Here is a 20,578-nt window from a genome sequence, read left to right as displayed (position 1 = left end):
CGCTAAAACGTTCTAACGTATGAGTTGGTCGTGCAGATCAGTCTGCCTTGTGCACCGTGACCCCGCCGAGCACCGTCTCCAGCACCGGGATGTCGGCGATCGAGCCGGCGCTCAGGTCGGCGCTGAGCGGCGAGCGGGCCAACACGACGAGGTCGGCCAGCTTGCCCGGCGTGATCGAGCCGAACTCGTTGTCGGAGAACAGCTGGTACGCGCTGTCGATGGTCTCCGCCTTGAGTGCCCGCGCGACGCTGATGCGCTGCTCCGGCGCGAGCACGGTGCCGGAGCGGCTCCGCCTGGTCGCAGCGATCTCGATGTTGCGCAGCGGCTCGGCCGGCGTGACCTGGCCGTCGTTGTGGAACGAGAAGCGGATGCCGGATGCCGCGGCGGAGCCGGCCGCGGCCCAGACCGCTCCGTGCTCGGGCCCGAACAGGTCGTCGACGAGCACGTCGCCCCAGTAGTACAGGTGGTCGATGAAGATGCCGGCCGTGATGCCGAGCCTGGCCGCGCGCTCGAACTGGGCAGCCGTCATCGAGCCGACGTGCTCCAGGCGCAGCCGGTGGTCCTCCCGCGGGTGGCGCGTCAGCAGCGCCTCCCACTGGTCGAGCACCATGTCGACGGCGGCGTCGCCGTGCACGTGGCAGGCCAGCTGCCAGCCGGCGGTGAAGTACGCCTCGGAGATCTCGGCGATCTGCTCCGGCGTGTAGTTGGCGTGCCCGCGGTGGCCGGGCTCCAGCCCGAGGGAGCGGGTTGCCGGGGTGTCGAGGTAGGGGAAGCTGGTCGCGATGTTGCCGACCCAGGGGGAGCCGTCGGCCCAGAGCTTGATGCCGGTGTGCCGCACGGCGGCGTCCCCGTCCCCGGGGCTCGACGCGCTCGATCGGGCCGGGGAGGACATCTCGTACAGGCGCAGTCGCACCGTGAGCGCGCCGGCCTCCCGCGCGGCGGCCAGGGCCGGCGCGATGTTCGGGTCGTAGCCGAGCTCGCCGATGGACGTGATCCCGGCCCGGTTCAGCCGCCCGGACTCGGCCCTGAGTGCGTCGATGTACTCGGCCGGCTCCGGTTGGAGTGCCGGGCCGAAGATCATCGCTGCGGCCGCCGTCTCCCGGAGCGTCCCGTCGAGGTTGCCGTCGGCGTCGCGGCCGAAGGAGGCGCCGACCGGGTCTGGGGTGTCGCGGCTCACCCCGGTGGCGCGGGCGGCGGCCGTGTTGAAGTACGCGGAGTGGCCGGAGTTGTGCAGGATCGCCAGCGGGCGATCGGGGGAGAGCTCGTTCAGCCAGGCCAGCGTGGGCTCCGGCAGTCCGGTCTGCAGCAGCGCATCCCAGCCGTTCGCGTAGACGCCGGCCGGGTCGCCCTGGGCGATGGCGTCGGTGAGCCGCTGCAGCACCTCGGCCGCGGTGGCGGCGACGACGGGGCGGATGTCGACGACCTTCGGCCCGAGGAAGATCGCCTCGGTGAGCGGATGCCCGTGCGCCTCGACGAAGCCGGGCAGCAGCACCGCCTCGCCCAGTTCGGTGACCGCCGTGTCCGGGCCGACGAGCGCCTCGACGTCGGCGCGGCTGCCCACCGCGACGATGCGGCCGGCGTGGACGGCGACCGCCTCGGCATCCGGCAACTCCTCGTCCATGGTCAGCACGGTTCCGAAGAACACGCGGTCGGCAAAGGGGGCTGAAAAGTCGTCGGCGACAGTCATAGCGGTCAGTCTAGAGATGGTTGCCGCGGTGTGCGCTGGTAGTTGGCCCAGCCCAGCCGATGCGCCGATGCGGCGCCACGGCGGGTTGAGCGCCCGGTCGGGAGGCCGACGGAGGATGCGGAGGCGGCTTCTGGCCGGAAACCGCCGCCCGATCCGCCGAAAGCCGCCCGATCCGGTTCGCGCACGTGTGCACAGGCGTCCCTCGCCGGTCGCTTGTCCACAGCGCGAGCGCTGCGCAGGGCCAGCCGGACGCCTGCGCGCAGACTGGCGGCATGTCCCTCGCACGCTGGCTGACCGAACACGACGGCATCGCCCACTCGCAGCAGGCGCTCCGCGCCGGGTTCACCCGCTACGCCATCCGCGCCGCGGTCGACACGGAGGTCATCGGGCGGGTGCGTCGCGATTGGATTGCGTTGCCGGACGCCCCGGCGGAGCTGCGTGCCGCGGCCGAGCTCGGGGGCCGCGTTGCCTGCCTCAGCGCGGCGAAGCGGCTGGGCCTCTGGCACCTCGCTGACGGCCAGCAGCACTTCAGCGCCAGCCACGGCTCCGGCCACACCGCCGTGGGGCCCGGCCAACGCGTGCACTGGAGCATCGGCCCCGTCGCCGTCACCCACCACGCGCTCGTCGAGCCCGTCGAGAATGCGCTCGTGCACATCGCCGACTGCCAGCCGTTCGTGAACGCACTCGCCGTGTGGGATTCCGCCCTCAACACAAAGCTGGTCACACCGCACCATCTGGCGCGGCTGCCGCTGCGCACGCGGGCGGCCCGGGCGGTTCGCGAAGCGATGTCCAGCCTCTCCGATTCGGGCATCGAGACGATTCCGGTCGCTCGACTGGCCGCGCTCGGCATCACGGTGAAGCAACAGGTGGTTCTCGCCGGTCACCGTGTCGACGGGCTCATCGGGCAGCGGCTGGTGCTGCAGATCGACGGCTACACACACCATTCCTCGGCCGCACAACGCGGCGCCGACATCGCGCACGACCGGGCGCTGACCCTGCTCGGGTACACCGTGCTGCGCGTCGACTACCGCCAGGTGCTCTTCGACTGGCCGCGCGTCGAAGCCGACATCCTGCGCGCCCTGGCACAGCGGCTGCACGAGGCGCGCTGATGCGGGCCGTGCGGCCCCGCGGCCCCGCGGCTCCCGCGGCCGCCGCATCCGATCGGGAGGCCGACAGGGGATCGGGAGGCAGCGTGGGGCCGGAATCCGCCGCCCGATCTTTCGATTGCCGCCCAACCCGGCGCCCAACCCGACGCGCAGTCCGGCGCCTAGCCCGGCGCCCAGCCCGGTGCCCCGGGCCCGGACGGAGGCCAGTTGCCCGCGACACGTGCCGCCCGGCCCGGGTACCGCCCCCGCTCGCCTAAGATTGAACAATGGCCGGACGAATTCGACAAGCAGACGTTGAAGAGGTCAAGGCACGCATAAACATCGCCGACGTGGTCGGGGAGTACGTCACCCTGAAATCCGCCGGCGTCGGCTCCATGAAGGGCCTCTGCCCCTTCCACGACGAGCGCAGCCCCAGCTTCCACGTGCGCCCGCAGGTCGGTTTCTATCACTGCTTCGGCTGCGGCGAATCGGGCGACGTCTACTCCTTCGTGCAGAAGATGGACCACGTCACCTTCGCCGAGTCGGTCGAGCGCCTCGCCGCCCGGGTCGGCCTCGAGCTGCACTACGAGGACGGCGGCGCCGCCACCGACCACGGCAACCGTGCCCGGCTGCTGGCCGCCAACCAGGCCGCCGCCGAGTTCTTCACCGAGCAGCTCGGCTCGCCGGGCGCCGACCCCGGCCGCCGCTTCCTCGGCGAGCGCGGCTTCGACGCCCTCGCCGCCGAGCGCTTCGGCATCGGCTTCGCCCCGAAGAGCTGGGACGAGCTGACCAACCACCTGCGCGGCCGCGGCTTCAGCACCGAGGAACTCACCACCGCCGGGCTCGTCTCCAGCCGCGAGGGTTCCAGCGGCGTCTACGACCGCTTCCGTGGCCGCCTGGTCTGGCCGATCCGCGACATCACCGGGCAGACCGTCGGCTTCGGCGCGCGCAAGCTGCTCGAGGACGACAAGGGCCCCAAGTACCTGAACACCCCCGAGACGCCGATCTACCACAAGAGCCAGGTGCTCTACGGGCTCGACCTGGCCAAGCGTGACATCTCGCGCAGCAGGCAGGTCGTCGTGGTCGAGGGCTACACCGACGTGATGGCGTGCCACCTCGCCGGGGTCACCACCGCCGTCGCCACCTGTGGCACCGCCTTCGGCGTCGACCACATCAAGGTGCTGCGCCGCGTGCTGGGAGACGCGGCCGGCGTCGGCGAGGTCGTATTCACCTTCGACCCGGATGCCGCAGGCCAGAAGGCCGCGATGCGCGCCTTCAGCGAGGAGCAGCGCTTCTCCGCCCAGACCTACGTCGCCGTCGCGCCCGACGGCCTCGACCCCTGCGACCTGCGCCTGCACAAGGGCGACGCCGCGGTCCGTGCGATCATCGACGGCAAGAAGCCGATGTTCGAGTTCATGATCAAGCAGCTGCTCTCCCAGTTCAACCTGGACACCGTGGAGGGACGCGTCAGCGCGCTCCGGGCCGGGGCCCCGGTCGTCGCCGACATCCGCGACCCGTCGATCCGGCCCGGCTACACCCGGGAGCTGGCCCGCCTGCTCGGCATGGAGCTGCACGAGGTGACCCGGGCCGTCTCGGCCGCCAGCGGCCGCGCCCAGCGCGAGGCCGCCGCGCCGGCCCGCACGCCGAGCGGCGCCGCGGAGCCGGAGGCCGCCGCAGACGCCCGCCCGTACTCGATCACCGACCTGCCGGCCGACCCGATGACCCGCCTGGAGCGGGACGCCCTGATGGCCATGCTGCAGCACCCCGAGCTGGCCGGCCGCCCGCTGCTCAGCCGCGCCACCCAGAGCAGCATGAGCAACCCGTCGCTCGCGATCGTCTGCAACGCCATGGCCGCCGCCCTGGTGAACTTCGACGCCGACCAGCCCCTGGACACCGCGGCATGGGCGGGAGCCGTGCTCAGCGAGCTGCCGGAGGGCGTCGTGCCGCTCGCCCAGCAGCTGCTCGTCGCGCCGATCCCGGAGCGCAGCGAGCGCGAGCTCACCGTGTACGTGCGCGGCATCGTCATCGCGCTGATCGACCGCGACCTGTTGCGGCACAAGGCCGAGCTCCTCGGCCGGCTGCAGCGCAACGACCCGGCCGACCGGGAGACCTCGGTGACCCTGCAGCGCGCGCTCATGGCCATCGACGCCGAGCGCAACGCCCTCCGCGCCGAATAGTTGCGGCCACGGGCGGATTCCGCCCGAATGTTGCGCGGGGTCAGCGGCTCCGTGCGCCGATGGTTTCGGCTCGGTAAAGAATTGCCACGCCCCTGCCACCCGGGTGTGTTCCTGTGCTAAATCTTGTGCAGCACGCTGCATCGTGAGGTTCGTCCACTCCTCGGTGCAGTTCGTTCCGCACCAGGAAGAGGGAGAGGCACATGACAAGCGCATCCACGAAGGGCAAGCGGGTTCTCGCCGCCGCAGCAGTGGGATCGGTGACCGCATTGATTCTGGTGGGTTGCTCGGGCGGCGGGGGGAGCGGTGGCAACACCGACAACGCCGCCGGTGGCACGATCACGATCGGCACCACCGAGCAGGTCACCAAGCTCGACCCGGCCGGCTCCTACGACAACGGCTCCTTCGCCGTGATGAACCAGGTGTACCCGTTCCTGCTGAACACCCCGTACGGCAGCCCGGACGTGGAGCCGGACATCGCCGAGTCGGCGGAGTTCACCGCCCCGACCGAGTACACGGTCAAGCTGAAGCCGGGCCTCAAGTTCGCCAACGGCAACGACCTCACCGCCTCCGATGTGAAGTTCACCTTCGACCGGCAGCTGGCCATCAACGACGCCAACGGGCCGGCCTCCCTGCTCTACAACCTGGACAGCACCGAGGCGGTCGACGACACCACGGTGGTCTTCAACCTGAAGCTCGCCAACGACCAGATCTTCCCGCAGATCCTCTCCAGCCCTGCCGGGCCGATCGTCGACGAGGATGTCTTCTCGGCGGACGCGCTCACCACCGACGACGAGATCGTCGCGGGCAACGCCTTCGCCGGCCAGTACGTGATCACGTCCTACGACTTCAACAACCTGATCTCCTACAAGGCCTACCCCGACTACCAGGGCCTGCTGGGGGCACCGAAGACCGACGTGGTCAACGTCAAGTACTTCACGGACGCCTCCAACCTCAAGCTCTCGGTGCAGGAGGGCGACATCGACGTGGCGTTCCGCAGCCTCTCCGCCACCGACATCGAGGACCTGCGCGGCAAGGACACCGTCAAGGTCGTCGACGGCCCAGGCGGCGAGATCTCCTACGTCGTGTTCAACTTCAACACGCAGCCATACGGCGCGACGACCGCAGAGGCCGACCCGGCCAAGGCCCTCGCCGTGCGCCAGGCCATGGCCGACCTCGTCGACCGCCAGGAGATCGCGACCCAGGTCTTCAAGGACACCTACACGCCGCTGTACTCCTACGTGCCGACCGGCCTGACCGGCGCCATCGAGCCGCTCAAGTCGCTCTACGGCGACGGCAACGGCGCACCGGATGCCGACAAGGCCGCGGCCACGCTGACCGCAGCCGGTGTGACCACCCCGGTCGAGCTGAACCTGCAGTACGTCTCCGAGCGCTACGGCCCGTCCTGGGGTGACGCGTACGCCCTGATCAAGGACCAGCTGGAGTCGAGCGGCCTGTTCACCGTCAACATCCAGTCGACCGAGTGGGTGCAGTACTCCAAGGACCGTGTCGCCGACCTGTTCCCGGCCTACCAGCTGGGCTGGTTCCCGGACTACTCCGACGCCGACAACTACCTGACGCCGTTCTTCCTCACCGAGAACTTCCTGTCCAACCACTACGACAACCCCGAGGTCAACGACCTGATCCTCGAGCAGGCCGTGACAACCGACCCGGCGGCGCGCACCGCGCTGATCGAGGAGATCCAGCAGAAGGTGGCCGCCGACCTGTCGACGCTGCCGATCCTGCAGGGCTCCCAGGTGGCCGTGGTCGGAACCGACATCACCGGTGCCGAGGATGCCCTCGACCCGTCCTTCAAGTTCCGCTACGCAGCGTTCGCGAAGGGCTAAGCGCCCGCCCGGAGCACATTTCCGGCCAGCCACGGAGGCGACTCGCATTCGAGTCGCCTCCGTGGTCATCCCGAACGATAGGCAGGCATGAGTCAGGCAACACTTCACCCACCGGCAGAGTCAGGGCCCCCGCCCGCGGCGCGCCCCGCGCCCAAGGCAGACCGCGGCCACGGCAGTCTCGGCAGCTACCTGGTCGTCAGGTTCCTGCTCATCTTCCCGACCATCTTCATCCTCGTCACGACGGTGTTCGTGCTGATGCGCAGCACGGGCGACCCGATCACGGCATCGCTCGGCGGCAAGCTCGGCCCGGCGCAGCTCGCCGAGCGCATCCACGAGGCCGGCTACGACCGGCCGCTCATCGTGCAGTACCTCGAATACCTCGGCCAGGTCTTCACCGGCGACTTCGGCACGACGATCAGCAGCGGTCGGCCCGTCATCGACATCCTCACCACCTACGGCGCCGCCACCGCCGAGCTCGCCTTCTACGCCCTGCTGGTGGCCTTCGTCGTCGGCATCCCGCTCGGCATGATCGCGGCCTACTTCCGCGACAAGGCCCCGGATGCCACCTTCCGCGTGACCGCGATCCTCTGGTACGCCACCCCGGTGTTCTTCGCCGGGCTGATGCTCAAACTGGTGTTCTCCGTCTGGCTGGGCTGGCTGCCCGTCGCTGGCCGCGCCTCCACCGGCGCCGAGCTGCAGATGCAGCTGCTGCCCAACAAGACCGGCTTCTACACGATCGACGCCATCATGACCGGCGACCCGGCCGTGCTCGGCGACGTGCTCGCGCACGCCGTGCTGCCCGGCCTCGCACTCGGCCTGCTCACCGCCGGAATCTTCCTGCGGCTGGTGCGCACCAACGTGATCGGAACGCTCTCCACCGAGTACGTCGACGCGGCGCGCTCCCGCGGGGTCAGCGAGCTGCGCCTGGTGCGCAAGCACGCCTACCGCCCGGCACTCATCCCCATCATCACCGTCATCGGGCTGCAGATCGCGCTGCTTCTCGGCGGCGCGGTGCTCACCGAGAAGACCTTCGAGTGGAAGGGCCTCGGCTTCATGCTCACCCAGTTCCTGCAGGCCCGCGACTTCGTCGCGGTGCAGGGCATCGTCGTGCTGCTCGCCGTGATCGTCGCGATCACCAACTTCATCGTCGACGTCATCGCCGCGCTGATCGACCCGCGAGTGAGGTACTGAGATGCGCGAATTCTGGGGCCGGCTGCCGGTCATCCACCAACTCCGCCAGAGCGTCGGGCTGCAGCGCGGCATGCTCGTCACCGGCCTCGTCATCACCGGCGTCTTCCTGCTGACCGCGCTCCTCGCGCCGCTGCTCGCCCCATACGGCTTCGGCCAGCTGCGTGAGGACGGCGTGTCGTTCGGGGCGCAGCAGCCGCCGTCATCCGCCCACCCGCTCGGCACAACAGTCGGAGGCTACGACGTGCTCTCCCGGGTGATCTGGGGAGCCCAGACGGCGGTCTTCGTCATCGTCGTCGCCGTGCTGCTGTCGATCTTCGCCGGTGTGCTGCTCGGTCTCGTCTCCGGCTACTTCGGCGGCACGCTCGACCGGATCCTCGTGGTGGTCTGCGACGCCATCTACGCCTTCCCGTCCCTGCTGCTGGCGATCGTCATGTCCATCGTCATCTCCGGCGGCGAGTCCAACCTGATCGGCGGCGTGCTCGCCGCGGCGATCTCGATCACGGTCGTCTTCATCCCGCAGTACTTCCGCGTCATCCGGGCCGAGACGGTGCGGATCAAGGCGGAGGCCTACGTCGAGTCGGCCAAGGTGCTCGGCGCCTCCAACGCCCGCGTCATGTTCCGCCACGTGCTGCGGAACGCGACCCGCACGCTGCCCCTGATCTTCACCCTGAACGCCTCCGAGGCGATTCTCACCCTGGCCGGGCTCGGCTTCCTCGGCTTCGGCATCGAGCCCACCTCCGCCGCGGAGTGGGGCTACGACCTCAACAAGTCGCTCTCCGACGTGACGAGCGGCATCTGGTGGACGGCCCTGTTCCCCGGCCTGGCCATCGTGCTCGTTGTGCTCGGCATCACGCTCGTCGGCGAGAGCCTCAACGACCTCGCCGACCCGCGCCTGCGCGGCCGGCGCGCCTCCGAGCAGGCGCCGGGAACCGTCGCGGAGATCTCCGTCGTGCCCGGCGGCGCGCTCACGGCCGGCCCCGGAGGGCTGGGCGGCCTGGAGCCGACTGCCATGCTCGGCGACGAGGGGCGGGAGGCCCAGGCATGAGCGACACCGTGGTGAGCATCGAGAACCTGGCCGTCACCTTCGCCACGGATGCCGGCGACGTCACCGCCGTCGACGGCGTCAGCCTCTCCGTCGCCCGCGGCGAGGTGCTGGCCATCGTGGGGGAGTCCGGCAGCGGCAAGACCGTCACGGCGAAGACGATCCTCGGCCTGCTGCCGGAGACGGCGACCGCCGACGGCGCCGTCTACCTCGGCACGCGCGACGGCAGCGGCGAGAGCAACGTCATCAGCCTGGACAAGCGGCAGCTGCGCGCGGTGCGCGGCCGCGATGTCGCCATGGTGTTCCAGGAGCCGTCCACAGCCCTGAACCCCGTGTACACGGTCGGCTGGCAGATCGCGGAGGGGCTGCGCGCACACGGCACCTACAGCAAGCGCCAGGCCAGGGCGAAGGCCATCGACATCCTCGGCCGGGTCGGCATCCCCGACCCTGCCAGCCGGGTCGACTACTACCCGCACCAGTTCTCCGGCGGCCAGAAGCAGCGCGTCGTGATCGCCATGGCCCTCGTGCTCGACCCCGGGCTGATCGTCGCCGACGAGCCGACGACCGCCCTCGACGTGACGGTGCAGGCCGAGATCCTCGACCTGCTGCGCCGCTGCCGCGACGAATTCGGCACCGCCATCGTGCTGATCACCCACAACATGGGCGTCGTGGCCGACCTCGCCGACCGGGTCGCCGTCATGTACGAGGGCAAGGTCGTCGAGGAGGCCGACGCGATCACCCTGTTCAGCGACCCGCAGGACGAGTACACCAAGCGCCTCCTCGCCGCCGTGCCGCACGTCGGGCAGGGCACCGTGCACGCCGCCAGCCGGGCGGAGGGGCGCGCGCTGGACTGGGCCGAGCAGAAGCCGGTCGTGCTCGCCGAGGGGCTGCACATCTCCTACCCCGGCCGGCTCGGTCGGCCGGCCTTCGTCGCCGTCGACGGCGTCGACCTGGAGATCCGCGCCGGCGAGGTGCTCGGCCTCGTGGGGGAGAGCGGCTCGGGCAAGACCACGATCGGGCGGGCCATCGCCGGCCTCACCCGGGTCACCGGCGGCTCGCTCTCCGTGCTCGGGCACGAGATGCGCGGCATGAAGGAGCGCAACTTCAAGCCGGTGCGCAGCGACATCGGCTTCGTCTTCCAAGACCCGGCGTCGAGCTTCAACCCGCTGCTCACGATCGCCGACTGCGTGGCGGAGCCGCTCATCATCCACCACTACGCCTCCTCGGCGGCGGATGCCCGGGCGCGAGTGAACGAGCTGCTGGAGGCGGTGCAGCTGCCGAGCGCCTACGGGGACCGCTACCCCCACGAGCTCTCCGGCGGCCAGCGCCAGCGCGCCAGCCTCGCCCGTGCGCTCGCCCTGAAGCCGTCGCTGCTGATCGCCGATGAGCCCACCTCGGCGCTCGACGTCTCGGTGCAGGCGCGGGTGCTCGAGCTGTTCGCCGAGCTGCAGAAGGAGTTCGGCTTCGCCGCCCTGTTCATCAGCCACGACCTGGCCGTCGTCGACATCGTCGCCGACCGGATCGCCGTGCTGTACAAAGGCAAGCTGGTCGAGGAGGGCACGGGCCTGGAGGTGCTCGGGGCGCCCCGGCATCCGTACACCCAGCGCCTGCTGGCCTCGCTGCCGGTGCCGGACCCGAGGGAACAGGCCGAGCGCCGGGAGGCGCTGGCCCGGCTGCGTGGGGCAGACTAGGAGGCATGGCAGGCACTGTGGCGCATGGGTACCCGATCGCGACGAGCGATCTCACGATCGAGTACCCGCCGCACGGCGCGAGCCCCGCGCACGTGGCCGTGCGCGGGCTGAGCCTGCGGGTGGCCCCCGGCGAGGTGCTGGGGCTCCTCGGCGAGAGCGGCTCCGGCAAGAGCACCGTCGCCCGCGTGCTCTCCGCGGCCTTCGTCGATCCGGGGCCCGAGCTGCGCCCCGTCATCACCGGCGGTGACGCCCTGCTCTTCGGGGTGTCGCTGCGCGGCCTGAGCCGGCGCAAGGCCGCCAAGCTGAGCTTCAACGTCGGGTTCCTGGCGCAGGATGCCGGCAGCACCCTGGACTCCGGCTCGACCGTGGCCGAGCTCGTCGCCGAGCCGGTCCTGCGGCGCGAGAAGCACTTCGACCGGCGCGAGCTCGAGGGCATGGTCGTCACGATGATCGACGCCGTGCGCCTGCCGCTCAGCATCCTGAGCAAGTTCCCCTACGAGCTGAGCAGCGGCCAGCGGCAGCGCGTCGCCCTGGCCCGCGCCCTCATCCTCGAGCCGACCCTGCTCATCGCCGACGAGCCGACCGCCGGCGTTGACGTCACGGTGCGCGCGGCCATCAGCGAACTCTTCGCAGAGCTGCAGCGGGACCGGGCATTCACCGCGCTCGTCATCAGCCACGACGTCGCCGTCCTGCGCGCCGTCGCCGACCGCATCGCTGTGCTGCAGCAGGGCGTGCTGGTGGGGCTCGGCACCATCGACGAGGTGTTCGACGACCCGAGCCACCCCTACGTGGCCCGGCTGGCAGAGAGCTTCCACGATGTCGACTAGCCCGGGGACCGTCCAGTTCATCGAAGACCAGCTCGGCACGCTCGCGATTCGCACCGCCGCCATGTTCGGCGAGTACGGCATCTACTGCGACGAGAAGATCGTCGGCCTGATCTGCGACGACACGCTGTTCATCAAGCCGTCGGACGCCGCGGCCGAGCTGTTCGCGCGCACCGAGCCGGCCCCGCCCTACCCGGGGGCGAAACTCTACCGCCGCGTGCCGGGCGAGGCGCTGGAGGACCGGGAGTGGCTGCAGGAGGCCGTCCAGGCCACGGCGGACGCCCTGCCGACGCCGCCGCCGAAGAAGCCGCGCACGCCCAGGGGAGCCGCATGAACGCCGCCCCGGAGCCGCGGCACCGCGCCGTGCTCGCCGAATCCGCGACCGTCCTCGCCGTCTCGGACCGCCCGGCGCCCGGCCCGATCGCCGTGCTGCCCGAACCGGACCCCGTCTTCGTGGCCGCCGTCGAATCCGGCGGAGGCGCCGTCGCGCCACTCTCGACCGACACCCGCGGCGTCGTCTGGCTCGACTACCGGCGGGCGGGGGAGCTGGCCGGGGTGCTGCGGGCGAACCCGCAGATCGGCTGGGTGCAGCTGCCCTGGGCCGGTGTCGACGCCTTCGCCGAGGTGATGCGCAGCGAGCACAGGGACGGCCTGCTCTGGACCAGCGCCAAGGGCGCCTACGCGCAGCCCGTCGCCGAGCACGCGCTGGCGCTCAGCCTCGCCCTGGCCCGCTTCCTGCCGCGCCGGATCCGGGCCACCTCCTGGGACGACCGGCCGGACGGCGTCTCGCTCTACGGCCTTCGGGTCGTCATCGTCGGGGCGGGCGGCATCGCCATCGAGCTGCTCCGGCTGCTGCAGGCCTTCCGCGCCCACGTCACCGTGGTGCGCCGCAGTGCGGAGCCGCTGCCGGGGGCGGACGTCACGGTGTCCAGCGACGCGCTGCACGACGTGCTGCCGGATGCCGACCTCGTCGTCGTCGCCGCCGCGCTCACCGGCTCCACCCGCGGCCTGTTCGGGGCGCGCGAGTTCGCGCTCATGCCCGAGGCGGCATACTTCGTGAACGTGGCGCGCGGCGGGCTCGTCGACACCGACGCCCTCGTACACGCGCTGCACCAGGGCACCATCGCCGGTGCGGCCGTCGACGTCACCTCGCCCGAGCCATTGCCGGACGGGCATCCGTTGTGGACCGCGCCCAACGTGATCGTGACGCCCCATATGGCCGACACACCGACGATGACGGCGCCGCTGCTGGCCGAGCGGATTCGGCTGAACGTGCGGGCATTCCTCGGCGACGCCCGATTTGTGGGCGTCGTCGACCCCGAACGCGGCTACTGAGCGGCGCGGCGGCCCGGGCGGCGCGACACACCCGGGTGCGCCGGATTTGGTAGATCCGAATCCTTTGCTAAAGTAGCTACGCAGCGATCAACACCGCAGCAACAGAAACACAAGCAGTACAGCACCTCCCTAATCCTCGATAGCTCAATTGGCAGAGCAGTCGGCTGTTAACCGACAGGTTCTTGGTTCGAGTCCAAGTCGGGGAGCGAAAGGCCACCACGGGCTCCACCCCTGGTGGCCTTTTTTGTGCCCCGGTGTTTTTGCTCCGGCGCGCAGAAAGCCTCGCTACGCTTTCATCCATGATGCGGGCAGAGGTCGAGAACGCACGGGTCAACGCCTGGGGCGGCCCGCCGCGGAGCCTGCGCTGGATCCCGGTGGTCATCGCGCTGCTCGTGCAACTCGTCGTCGGGCTGTTCGCGCTGACCGGCGGCGGCCGGCCCGGCGACATCGCCGCCGTGGCGGCCGCGATGCTCTCCTCCATCGCGCTGCTCTGGCTCCGCCGCCACCCGGGACCCACGCTCGTGCTGATCGCACTGCTCACGCTGCCGACCGTCGCGCTCACCACGCTGCCCGTGATCGTTGCCCTGCCACTGGCCTTCGCCGTGATCGGCGCGACCGCGCAGGGTGCACGGGCGTGGGTCTGGGCGACCGTGGGCGGGGCGCTGCTGCTGGCCCTCGTGCTGGGTTTCATCGCCGCGCCGAGCCCGCGCGAGCTGGTGCGCCCGCTCGTCGTGCTCCTCGTGCTCAGCGTGCTCGTCGGCATCGGCGAGGCGGCCCGCAACCGGCGCGAGCGCTTCCTCGAGTATCGCGCGGAGGCCGCCCGCCGCCGCCAGGGCGAGGCGGAGCGCGAACGGGTGCGCATCGCCCGCGAGCTGCACGACGTGCTGGCCCACTCCCTCTCCTCGATCAACGTGCAGGCCGGCGTCGGCCTGCACCTGATAGACGAGCAGCCGGAGAAGGCGGCGGAGGCCCTGGCCAACATCAAGCAGACCAGCAAGGCGGCACTCGAGGAGGTGCGCGGCGTGCTCGGCTTCCTGCGCGGCGCCGTCGACGAGCCGGAGTCCGACCGGCGCACCCCGCAACCCCAGCTGGAGCGCCTGCCCGCCCTGCTCGACTCCTTCGCGGTCGACGGCCTGCCGGTCGAGGTCACCGGGACGGCGCCGGAGGGCCTGCCCCAGCTGGCCGAGCTCACTGTCTACCGGGTCGTGCAGGAGGCGTTGACCAATGTGAGCAGGCATTCCACGTCGAAGCGCGCCGGCGTCGACTTCGCGCTCGACGGCGGAATCTGCACCGTGACGGTTCGGGATGACGGGGCAACCCCGGCCGACGCAGCGCTCGTGGAGGGGCGCGGGCTGCTCGGCATGCGCGAGCGGGCCGCCCTCGTCGGCGGCACGCTCGAGGCCGGATGGCAGCCGGGCGGCGGCTTCCGGGTCGTGCTGCGGCTCCCGGCCACACCGGGGGCGGAGTCGTGACCGGGATCTTCCTCGCCGACGACCAGGCGCTCGTGCGGGGCGGGTTCCGCGCGCTGCTGGAGTCCGAGGCCGACTTCGAGGTCGTCGGGGAGGCGGCGAGCGGCCGCGCGGCCCTCGACGGCGTGCGGCGCACCCGGCCCGACGTGGTGCTGATGGACATCCGGATGCCGGACGGCGACGGCCTGTGGGCCACAGGCGAGATCACGGCCGACCCGAGCCTCGCCCACACCCACGTCGTGGTGGTCACCACCTTCGAGCTCGACGACTACGTGGCGGAGGCGATCCGGGCCGGGGCCAGCGGCTTCCTGGTCAAGGACACCGAGCCCGTCGAGCTCATCCGCGCGGTGCGCGTGGTGGCCGCCGGGGATGCGCTGCTCTCGCCGGGGGTCACCCGCCGGCTGCTGGCGCGGATGGCATCCGGCCTCAAGGAGGCCCCGCACTCGGACCAGCTGGCGCTGCTGACCGAGCGGGAGCGCGAGGTGCTCGCCCTCGTCGGCCGCGGGCTCAGCAACGACGAGATCGCCGCGGAGCTCGTGCTCAGCCCGCTGACGGCGAAGACCCACGTGTCGCGGATGATGAGCAAGCTCGGCGCCCGGGACAGGGTGCACCTCGTCGTGACGGCCTACGAGACCGGGCTAGTGCGGCCCGGCTGGAACTAGCGCCCCGAGCCGGCCGGCTACTCCCGGGGGAGTAGCCGAGGTGACGCCGGCGGGCGGATGTGCCGGGCCGCCGGCGCGGCGAGGCTGGGGTTGTGGCCGGATCCGGCCGCGCCGCCGCTGATTGGAGCCTCATGATCACCGCCCTGCTCACCTCGCCCGCCCTGCACGTCGTCTACCCCGGCGCGGGCTGGGGGTTCCCCGGCTGGTTCTTCTTCTTCATTCCGTTCTTCTGGATCCTCCTGTTCGTCGTGCTCTTCGCCATCTTCGGGCGGCGCTGGCGCGCGGCCGGCCGCGGCTACGGGCCGCACGGCCCGCGCGGCTGGTCGGTCAGTCAGGCCGCAGAGCAGACGCTCTCCGAACGCTTCGCCCGCGGCGACATCGACGAGACCGAGTACCGGGCCCGGCTGGAGGTGTTGCGCGCGAACCGGCCGCCGGAGTAGCCCGCAGCCGCTAAAGTCGAGTGCGGGCAGCACGGCGTTCTGCCCGCACGAAAGCGGAGGCAACACACATGGCCGAATGGCTACAGGGCGAATCGGCGCCGACAGTACTGATCATCGCGGCGGGGGTCCTGCTCCTCGCCCTGGCGGTACTGCTCTGGCTCTGGCTGCGCGCCGCACGCCGGCTGCGCCGCACCGACCGCGACTGGATCAGCGCCGAGCGCACCCGCATCGACCTGGAGCTCTCGCTGGCCGAGCAGACCGGTCGGCTCGGAATCGTGCGCGAGCTGCAGGATGTCGCCGTGCTCAACGTGTCCAGGCTGATCACCCAGGCCGAGGGCGCCAAGTACACGGTCGAGAGCGACCCGAGCTCGGCCTCCCGCGTCGTCAGCGCCCTCGTCGAGTCCGGCCGCGAGGCCGTCGGCGACATGCGCCGCGTGCTCACCGTGGCCCGCGAGGGCGAGTCCGTCTCCTCGCGCCAGCCCGGCCTGCAGTCGGCCCGCGACCTCTTCCGCGTGATGCGCGATGCCGGACTCACCATCGTCTTCGACGAGTCGGGGGAGCGCTACGAGCTGAAGCCCGGCGCCGAGCTGGCCATCTTCCGCATCCTGCAGGGCGCGCTGGCCAACGCGCTCACCCACGGCGGCACCGGCACCGAGGCCAAGGTCAGCTTCAGCTGGACCCGCGACGGCCTGCAGCTGCTCGTGGACGATGACGGCATCCGCGCCAAGGCCCGGCGCGCCGGCCTCGACGCCGACGGCATCAACCGCGACACGGCGTACACGATCGACGACGACCTGCACGCGCTCACCGCGAACCTCACCGGCGCGGGGCTCACCCAGATGAAGCAGCGCGCCGAACTGTACGGCGGCGTGTTCCAGGCCCGCACCGTTCCCGGCGTCGGATTCTCCGTCTCCGTCATATTCCCGGCGCTGCGCTTCCACAACGGGGTGCACAGCGTTAATCTGTCTCGATGACCACAGCGCAGGCCGAAGTCCTCGATGAGCGCGCCGCGCGCGCCGTCGTCGTGCGCGAGGCCTGGGCGGTCGGCATCGCGACCGCGGCCTACGGCATCTCCTTCGGCGCACTGGCCGTCGCCGCCGGCCTCGACGTCTGGCAGGCCTGCTTCCTCAGCCTCGTCATGTTCACCGGCGGCTCGCAGTACGCCCTCGTCGGCGTGCTGGCCTCCGGCGGCGTCGCCGCCGGGCCCACCGCGATCGCCAGCGCCGCGCTGCTCGGCAGCCGCAACGCGATCTACGGCATGCGGATGGCCTCCGTGTTGGGCGGCCGCTGGTGGACGAGGCTCGCCGCGGCCTGGGGCACGATCGACGAGTCGACGGCCGTCGCCCTCGCCCAGCCGACCGCGCACCTGCGCCGGGTCGGCTTCTGGGTGACCGCGGCCGTCATCTTCGTCGGCTGGAACCTGACCACCCTGATCGGCGCCCTGATCGGCGACGCCCTCGGCGATCCGCGCGTCTACGGCCTGGACGCGGCGGCCGCCGCCGCCTTCCTCGCCCTGCTCTGGCCGCGCCTGAAGCGCGTGCAGGCCAGCGCCGTCGCCGTCGCCGCGGCGCTGGTCGCCACCATGCTGACGCCCGTGCTGATGCCCGGGCTGCCGGTGCTCGTCGCCGCGCTCGTCGCCGTCATCGTCGGCGCCTTCAACTGGCTCGGGCGGGAGGAGCGGGCATGACCATGTGGCAGATCGTGATCGCCGCCTCCATCGCCTGTGTGGCGATGAAGATGGCGGGCTACATGGTGCCGCCGCGGGTGCTGCAGAACCCGGCGGTCTCCAGGATCGCCGAGCTGCTCACCGTCGCGCTGCTGGCAGCCCTGATCGGCGTGCAGACGTTCGCGCACGGGCAGGAGGTCGTGCTCGACGCGCGCGTGCCGGCCGTGATCGTGGCCGCGGGGCTGCTCGCCCTGCGGGCGCCGTTCATCGTCGTGGTGATCGCCGCCGCCCTGGTGGCGGCCGGCATCCGCGCCTTCGTCTGAGCGCGCCGCGCCCTAGTCGTCGAGGTCGTCGACGCCGGGCATCCAGGAGTTGCCGGGAACGCCCCAGCCGCGCTTGCGCGTGATCTTGCCGATCAGGCGCTGGTAGCCCTCCTCGACGCGGTCGACGTAGAGCAGGCCGTCCAGGTGGTCGTACTCGTGCTGGAAGATGCGGGCCAGCCAGCCCTCCGCGACGATCTCATACCGCTCGCCCTCGAGGTTCGTCGCCCGCAGGATGGCGCGCTCGGCGCGGCGCAGCGGGAAACGCTCGCCGGGGAAGGACAGGCAGCCCTCCGACTCCTCGTCCTCGTCGGTGGGGCCGACGGTGAGCGGGCTCAGCCAGAGCTCGGGGTTGATGGCGACATCGCGCCACTTCGTGCCGTCGTCCTCGACCCAGGTGAAGGTGAACAGGCGCAGCGGCACACCCACCTGCGGCCCGGCGAGGCCGACGCCGGGGGCGGCATCCATCGTCTCGAACATGTCGGCGACGAGGGTGCGCAGCTCGTCGTCGAAAACGGTCACGGGGGCTGCGGGGGAGTGCAGCACGGGGTCTCCGGAGATCCGGATGGGAAGAACGGCCATGTTCACAGAATATCGGCCCGTTCACGTTAGTGTCGTGGGGTGCCCTTCGAAATCGTTGACCTCGCCGAGGAACTGATCCCGCAAGACCCGAAGGTCGTCTTCGGTATCGTGCTGGCGCTCATCGGGGCAGTCTTCCTCTCGCTCGGCGCGCAGTTCCAGCACCGGGGCGTCGTCAAGGTCGAGCGCAACACGCAGGAGACCGGTGGGAGCGGGCTGAACATCCAGCAGCTCATGCTGCTGCTCGCGCGCCCCTCCTGGGTCATCGGCACGCTCATGCTGGGCTTCGCCGTCGTTCTGCAGCTCTCCAGCCTCTCGCTGGCCCCGATCATCGTCGTGCAGCCGCTCGGCGCGGTCGCGCTGGTGCTGACGGCCATCGTCAACGCGCGCATCAGCAGGGTGGCGCTGAACCGGGCCTCCATCATCGCCATCTGCATGTGCGTCGGCGGCGTCGCCCTGTTCGTGACGATCGCCGCGTTCACCGCCGTCGACAAGCCGGTGACGGATGAGGACCTGGTGACGATCCTGGTGATCCTCGCCATCGTGCTCGTCGCCTTCGTCGTGGCGTTCGCGACGCTGCGCAACCGGTTCAAGGCGCTGTTCTACATCCTCGGCGCCGGCGTCCTGTACGGCTTCGTCGCCACCCTGGCCAAGGTGATCATCAACCGGATCCAGCACCAGAACTTCGAGTGGCTCACCCTCGTGTGCGTCGTCGCGCTGCTCGCCGCGGCCGCCCTCGGCGCCTACTTCGTGCAGAACGCGTACTCGTCCGGCCCGCCGGACCTGGTCATCGCCGGCCTCACCGTCGTCGACCCCCTGGTGGCGGTAGCGATCGGGATCTTCGTGCTGGACGAGGCCTCACAGGCCCCGCTCTGGGCCAACATCGGCTTCGTGGTCGCCGGGGCGATCGCGATCTGGGGCGTCTTCCTGCTGGCCAAGCACCACCCGCAGACCAAATCCTGAACACATGCCCAGTTGCGACGCTCCGGGCGCTATTTGGTAGGGTCACAGCCGACCCGGTTTAGACTGGGGGCACCAATCCCGCTTCACCGCGGCCCATTGACTTTTCGCCGGACGACATTTCCCGGCCCATCACCGTGAGGGAACCTTCCACTTGACTGAAACGCCAGGCTCGTCTCCCGCCGCCCCCGCGGACGGCGCGCAGTCCGCGCAGAAGCCATTGCGTGTGCTGATCGGCGCCGACACCTTCGCCCCCGATGTGAACGGTGCCGCACGCTTCGCCGAGCGCCTTGCCGCCGGCCTCGTCGCCCGCGGCCACGAGGTGCACATCATGGCTCCGGCCGCCTCCCGCAAGCACGGCAGCTGGGAAGAGGTGCACGAGGGCCAGAAGATGATGGCGCACCGCCTGTACAGCTGGCGCTGGTACCCGCACGACTGGCTGCGCTTCGCGCTGCCGTGGCGGATCCGGCAGAACAGCGCCCGGGTGCTCGACCTGGTCAAGCCGGATGTCGTGCACTTCCAGTCGCACATCATCGTCGGGCGCGGCCTCACCATCGAGGCCGAGAAGCGCGGCATCCGCATCGTCGGAACCAACCACTTCATGCCCGAGAACCTGCTTGAGTTCACGCTGCTGCCCAAGGCCTGGCAGGAATGGGCCATCGGCCTGGCCTGGAAGGCGGCCAAGCGCACCTTCGGCCGCGCGGAGTCCGTCACGACGCCGACCGCCAAGGCCGCCCAGTTCCTCGAGCAGTACACCGGGCTCGAGAACGTGCACGCGATCTCCTGCGGCATCGACGCCCACGAGTACACCCCGAACTTCGAGCCGCGCACCGGCAACACGGTGCTCTTCGTCGGCCGTGTCACCGGTGAGAAGCAGATCGACGTGCTGCTCAAGGCGATCAGCCAGCTGCCGCCCGAGCTGGACACCAAGCTGCACATCGTCGGCGGCGGCGACCAGATGCGCAACCTGCAGCACCTGGCCGAGAGCCTGGGCCTCGCCGACCGCGTCGTCTTCCGCGGCTACGTCACCGAGGAGGAGCTGCGCGCCGAGTACACGGCCGCCACCGTCTTCGCCATGCCGTCGATCGCCGAGCTGCAGAGCATCGCGACCATGGAGGCCATGGCCTCCGGGCTGCCGATCGTCGCCGCCAACGCTATGGCGCTGCCGCACCTCGTCGCCGACGGCCATAACGGTTTCCTGTTCGAGCCGAGCAACCCGGCCGCTCTCGCCGCGAAGCTCCGCGCCGTGCTCGAGATGGCCCCGGACGAGCTCACCGCCATGAAGCAGGAGTCGCTCGACCGCATCGTCGTGCACGACATCCAGCGGACGATCAGCACCTTCGAGAGCCTGTATCGTGGGGAGCCGGTGACCGATCCGGTCACCAACGTCGCCTCCGCCGCATCCGCAGAAGACTGATCTTCTGGCCGGATGCCGGCAGGCGCACGGGGCGGTAGCTCAGCTGGTTAGAGCATCGGACTCATAATCCGCCGGTCACGGGTTCAAGTCCCGTCCGCCCTACTGTAATAACGAACTGATCAGGGTTTCTTGTCTTAGTGAAAAGGCAGAAACTTGATACATTCAACGTTTATTCAACACTTATTCGAA

At 70.7% G+C, this 20,578-nt stretch carries 19 protein-coding genes and 2 tRNA genes; 19 read left to right on the top strand and 2 right to left on the bottom strand.

From position 1 onward, the window contains the following. Positions 1-37: 37 nt before the first annotated feature. Positions 38-1,687, bottom strand: a complete 1,650-nt coding sequence (locus tag BLT62_RS11390; RefSeq protein ID WP_083364162.1) for an amidohydrolase — start codon at positions 1,685-1,687, stop codon at positions 38-40. Between the two features lie 272 nt (positions 1,688-1,959). Between BLT62_RS11390 and BLT62_RS11385 the strand changes: the two genes are divergently transcribed. The 16 genes from BLT62_RS11385 to BLT62_RS11310 all read left to right on the top strand — a co-directional run bounded on the left by BLT62_RS11385 (position 1,960) and on the right by BLT62_RS11310 (position 17,436). After that, on the top strand, positions 1,960-2,796 hold the full coding sequence (locus BLT62_RS11385) for an endonuclease domain-containing protein (protein WP_083364161.1): 837 nt from the start codon (positions 1,960-1,962) through the stop codon (positions 2,794-2,796). Between the two features lie 263 nt (positions 2,797-3,059). Then, entirely contained in the window at positions 3,060-4,949 is a 1,890-nt protein-coding gene (dnaG, locus tag BLT62_RS11380) for a DNA primase (protein ID WP_083364160.1), read from the top strand. Positions 4,950-5,149: 200 nt separating this feature from the next. Continuing rightward, positions 5,150-6,793, top strand: a complete 1,644-nt coding sequence (locus tag BLT62_RS11375; protein ID WP_083364159.1) for an ABC transporter substrate-binding protein — start codon at positions 5,150-5,152, stop codon at positions 6,791-6,793. Between the two features lie 87 nt (positions 6,794-6,880). After that, positions 6,881-7,984 carry an ABC transporter permease gene (locus BLT62_RS11370; RefSeq protein ID WP_083364158.1) on the top strand — a complete coding sequence of 368 codons (1,104 nt, stop codon included), beginning with the start codon at positions 6,881-6,883 and terminating at the stop codon, positions 7,982-7,984. Between the two features lies 1 nt (position 7,985). Further along, positions 7,986-9,029, top strand: coding sequence for an ABC transporter permease (locus BLT62_RS11365; protein WP_083364157.1), 1,044 nt, complete (start codon positions 7,986-7,988; stop codon positions 9,027-9,029). Next, the gene (locus BLT62_RS11360) at positions 9,026-10,717 is read left to right on the top strand and encodes an ABC transporter ATP-binding protein (RefSeq protein ID WP_083364156.1); all 1,692 of its coding nucleotides are present in this window, start codon (positions 9,026-9,028) and stop codon (positions 10,715-10,717) included. Before BLT62_RS11365 ends, BLT62_RS11360 begins: the two co-directional genes overlap by 4 nt. A 5-nt stretch (positions 10,718-10,722) precedes the next feature. Next, positions 10,723-11,544: an ATP-binding cassette domain-containing protein gene (locus BLT62_RS11355; RefSeq protein ID WP_083364155.1), complete on the top strand. Its 822-nt coding sequence runs from the start codon at positions 10,723-10,725 to the stop codon at positions 11,542-11,544. Beyond that, positions 11,534-11,875 (top strand): TfoX/Sxy family protein, encoded by a 342-nt coding sequence (locus BLT62_RS11350; RefSeq protein ID WP_083364154.1) that lies wholly within the window; start codon positions 11,534-11,536, stop codon positions 11,873-11,875. Before BLT62_RS11355 ends, BLT62_RS11350 begins: the two co-directional genes overlap by 11 nt. Beyond that, on the top strand, positions 11,872-12,876 hold the full coding sequence (locus BLT62_RS11345; protein WP_083364153.1) for a D-isomer specific 2-hydroxyacid dehydrogenase family protein: 1,005 nt from the start codon (positions 11,872-11,874) through the stop codon (positions 12,874-12,876). Before BLT62_RS11350 ends, BLT62_RS11345 begins: the two co-directional genes overlap by 4 nt. Positions 12,877-13,009: 133 nt before the next feature. Continuing rightward, positions 13,010-13,082, top strand: a tRNA-Asn gene (locus BLT62_RS11340). Positions 13,083-13,175: 93 nt separating this feature from the next. Continuing rightward, positions 13,176-14,348, top strand: coding sequence for a sensor histidine kinase (locus tag BLT62_RS11335; protein ID WP_083364152.1), 1,173 nt, complete (start codon positions 13,176-13,178; stop codon positions 14,346-14,348). Continuing rightward, positions 14,345-15,007: a response regulator gene (locus BLT62_RS11330; RefSeq protein WP_156786330.1), complete on the top strand. Its 663-nt coding sequence runs from the start codon at positions 14,345-14,347 to the stop codon at positions 15,005-15,007. Before BLT62_RS11335 ends, BLT62_RS11330 begins: the two co-directional genes overlap by 4 nt. A gap of 92 nt (positions 15,008-15,099) precedes the next feature. Next, on the top strand, positions 15,100-15,447 hold the full coding sequence (locus tag BLT62_RS11325) for an SHOCT domain-containing protein (RefSeq protein ID WP_231919127.1): 348 nt from the start codon (positions 15,100-15,102) through the stop codon (positions 15,445-15,447). Positions 15,448-15,515: 68 nt separating this feature from the next. Beyond that, positions 15,516-16,421 (top strand): sensor histidine kinase, encoded by a 906-nt coding sequence (locus BLT62_RS11320; RefSeq protein ID WP_083364150.1) that lies wholly within the window; start codon positions 15,516-15,518, stop codon positions 16,419-16,421. Next, positions 16,418-17,134, top strand: a complete 717-nt coding sequence (locus BLT62_RS11315) for an AzlC family ABC transporter permease (protein WP_083364149.1) — start codon at positions 16,418-16,420, stop codon at positions 17,132-17,134. Before BLT62_RS11320 ends, BLT62_RS11315 begins: the two co-directional genes overlap by 4 nt. After that, positions 17,131-17,436 (top strand): AzlD domain-containing protein, encoded by a 306-nt coding sequence (locus BLT62_RS11310; RefSeq protein WP_083364148.1) that lies wholly within the window; start codon positions 17,131-17,133, stop codon positions 17,434-17,436. The genes BLT62_RS11315 and BLT62_RS11310 overlap by 4 nt, the downstream gene beginning before the upstream one ends. Before the next feature lie 12 nt (positions 17,437-17,448). Here BLT62_RS11310 and def read toward each other — a convergent pair whose 3' ends face one another. After that, the gene (gene def / locus BLT62_RS11305) at positions 17,449-18,015 is read right to left on the bottom strand and encodes a peptide deformylase (RefSeq protein ID WP_083364147.1); all 567 of its coding nucleotides are present in this window, start codon (positions 18,013-18,015) and stop codon (positions 17,449-17,451) included. A 39-nt stretch (positions 18,016-18,054) separates the two neighbouring features. On the opposite strand from def, the gene BLT62_RS11300 reads away from it, so the two are divergent. From BLT62_RS11300 to BLT62_RS11290, 3 genes are all read left to right on the top strand, one after another. Next, positions 18,055-18,975: a DMT family transporter gene (locus BLT62_RS11300; RefSeq protein ID WP_083364146.1), complete on the top strand. Its 921-nt coding sequence runs from the start codon at positions 18,055-18,057 to the stop codon at positions 18,973-18,975. A 151-nt stretch (positions 18,976-19,126) separates the two neighbouring features. Next, positions 19,127-20,389 carry a glycosyltransferase gene (locus BLT62_RS11295; RefSeq protein ID WP_231919126.1) on the top strand — a complete coding sequence of 421 codons (1,263 nt, stop codon included), beginning with the start codon at positions 19,127-19,129 and terminating at the stop codon, positions 20,387-20,389. 28 nt (positions 20,390-20,417) lie between these two features. Then, positions 20,418-20,491, top strand: a tRNA-Ile gene (locus tag BLT62_RS11290). Positions 20,492-20,578 lie beyond the last annotated feature (87 nt).

The organism is Microterricola viridarii (assembly GCF_900104895.1).
GTDB classification, from domain to species: Bacteria; Actinomycetota; Actinomycetes; order Actinomycetales; family Microbacteriaceae; genus Microterricola; species Microterricola viridarii.
Note: the sequence above shows the minus strand (reverse complement) of the source record. Positions and strands in the feature narration are given on the sequence as shown.

Coding starts and splice junctions, on each gene's coding strand:
- BLT62_RS11310 (WP_083364148.1), top strand. CDS start 17,131: ATGACCATGTGGCAGATCGTGATCGCCGCCTCCATCGCCTGTGTGGCG.
- BLT62_RS11335 (WP_083364152.1), top strand. CDS start 13,176: ATGATGCGGGCAGAGGTCGAGAACGCACGGGTCAACGCCTGGGGCGGC.
- BLT62_RS11390 (WP_083364162.1), bottom strand. CDS start 1,687: ATGACTGTCGCCGACGACTTTTCAGCCCCCTTTGCCGACCGCGTGTTC.
- BLT62_RS11385 (WP_083364161.1), top strand. CDS start 1,960: ATGTCCCTCGCACGCTGGCTGACCGAACACGACGGCATCGCCCACTCG.
- def (WP_083364147.1), bottom strand. CDS start 18,015: ATGGCCGTTCTTCCCATCCGGATCTCCGGAGACCCCGTGCTGCACTCC.
- BLT62_RS11320 (WP_083364150.1), top strand. CDS start 15,516: ATGGCCGAATGGCTACAGGGCGAATCGGCGCCGACAGTACTGATCATC.
- BLT62_RS11370 (WP_083364158.1), top strand. CDS start 6,881: ATGAGTCAGGCAACACTTCACCCACCGGCAGAGTCAGGGCCCCCGCCC.
- BLT62_RS11365 (WP_083364157.1), top strand. CDS start 7,986: ATGCGCGAATTCTGGGGCCGGCTGCCGGTCATCCACCAACTCCGCCAG.
- BLT62_RS11345 (WP_083364153.1), top strand. CDS start 11,872: ATGAACGCCGCCCCGGAGCCGCGGCACCGCGCCGTGCTCGCCGAATCC.
- BLT62_RS11375 (WP_083364159.1), top strand. CDS start 5,150: ATGACAAGCGCATCCACGAAGGGCAAGCGGGTTCTCGCCGCCGCAGCA.
- BLT62_RS11315 (WP_083364149.1), top strand. CDS start 16,418: ATGACCACAGCGCAGGCCGAAGTCCTCGATGAGCGCGCCGCGCGCGCC.
- BLT62_RS11355 (WP_083364155.1), top strand. CDS start 10,723: ATGGCAGGCACTGTGGCGCATGGGTACCCGATCGCGACGAGCGATCTC.
- BLT62_RS11350 (WP_083364154.1), top strand. CDS start 11,534: ATGTCGACTAGCCCGGGGACCGTCCAGTTCATCGAAGACCAGCTCGGC.
- BLT62_RS11360 (WP_083364156.1), top strand. CDS start 9,026: ATGAGCGACACCGTGGTGAGCATCGAGAACCTGGCCGTCACCTTCGCC.
- dnaG (WP_083364160.1), top strand. CDS start 3,060: ATGGCCGGACGAATTCGACAAGCAGACGTTGAAGAGGTCAAGGCACGC.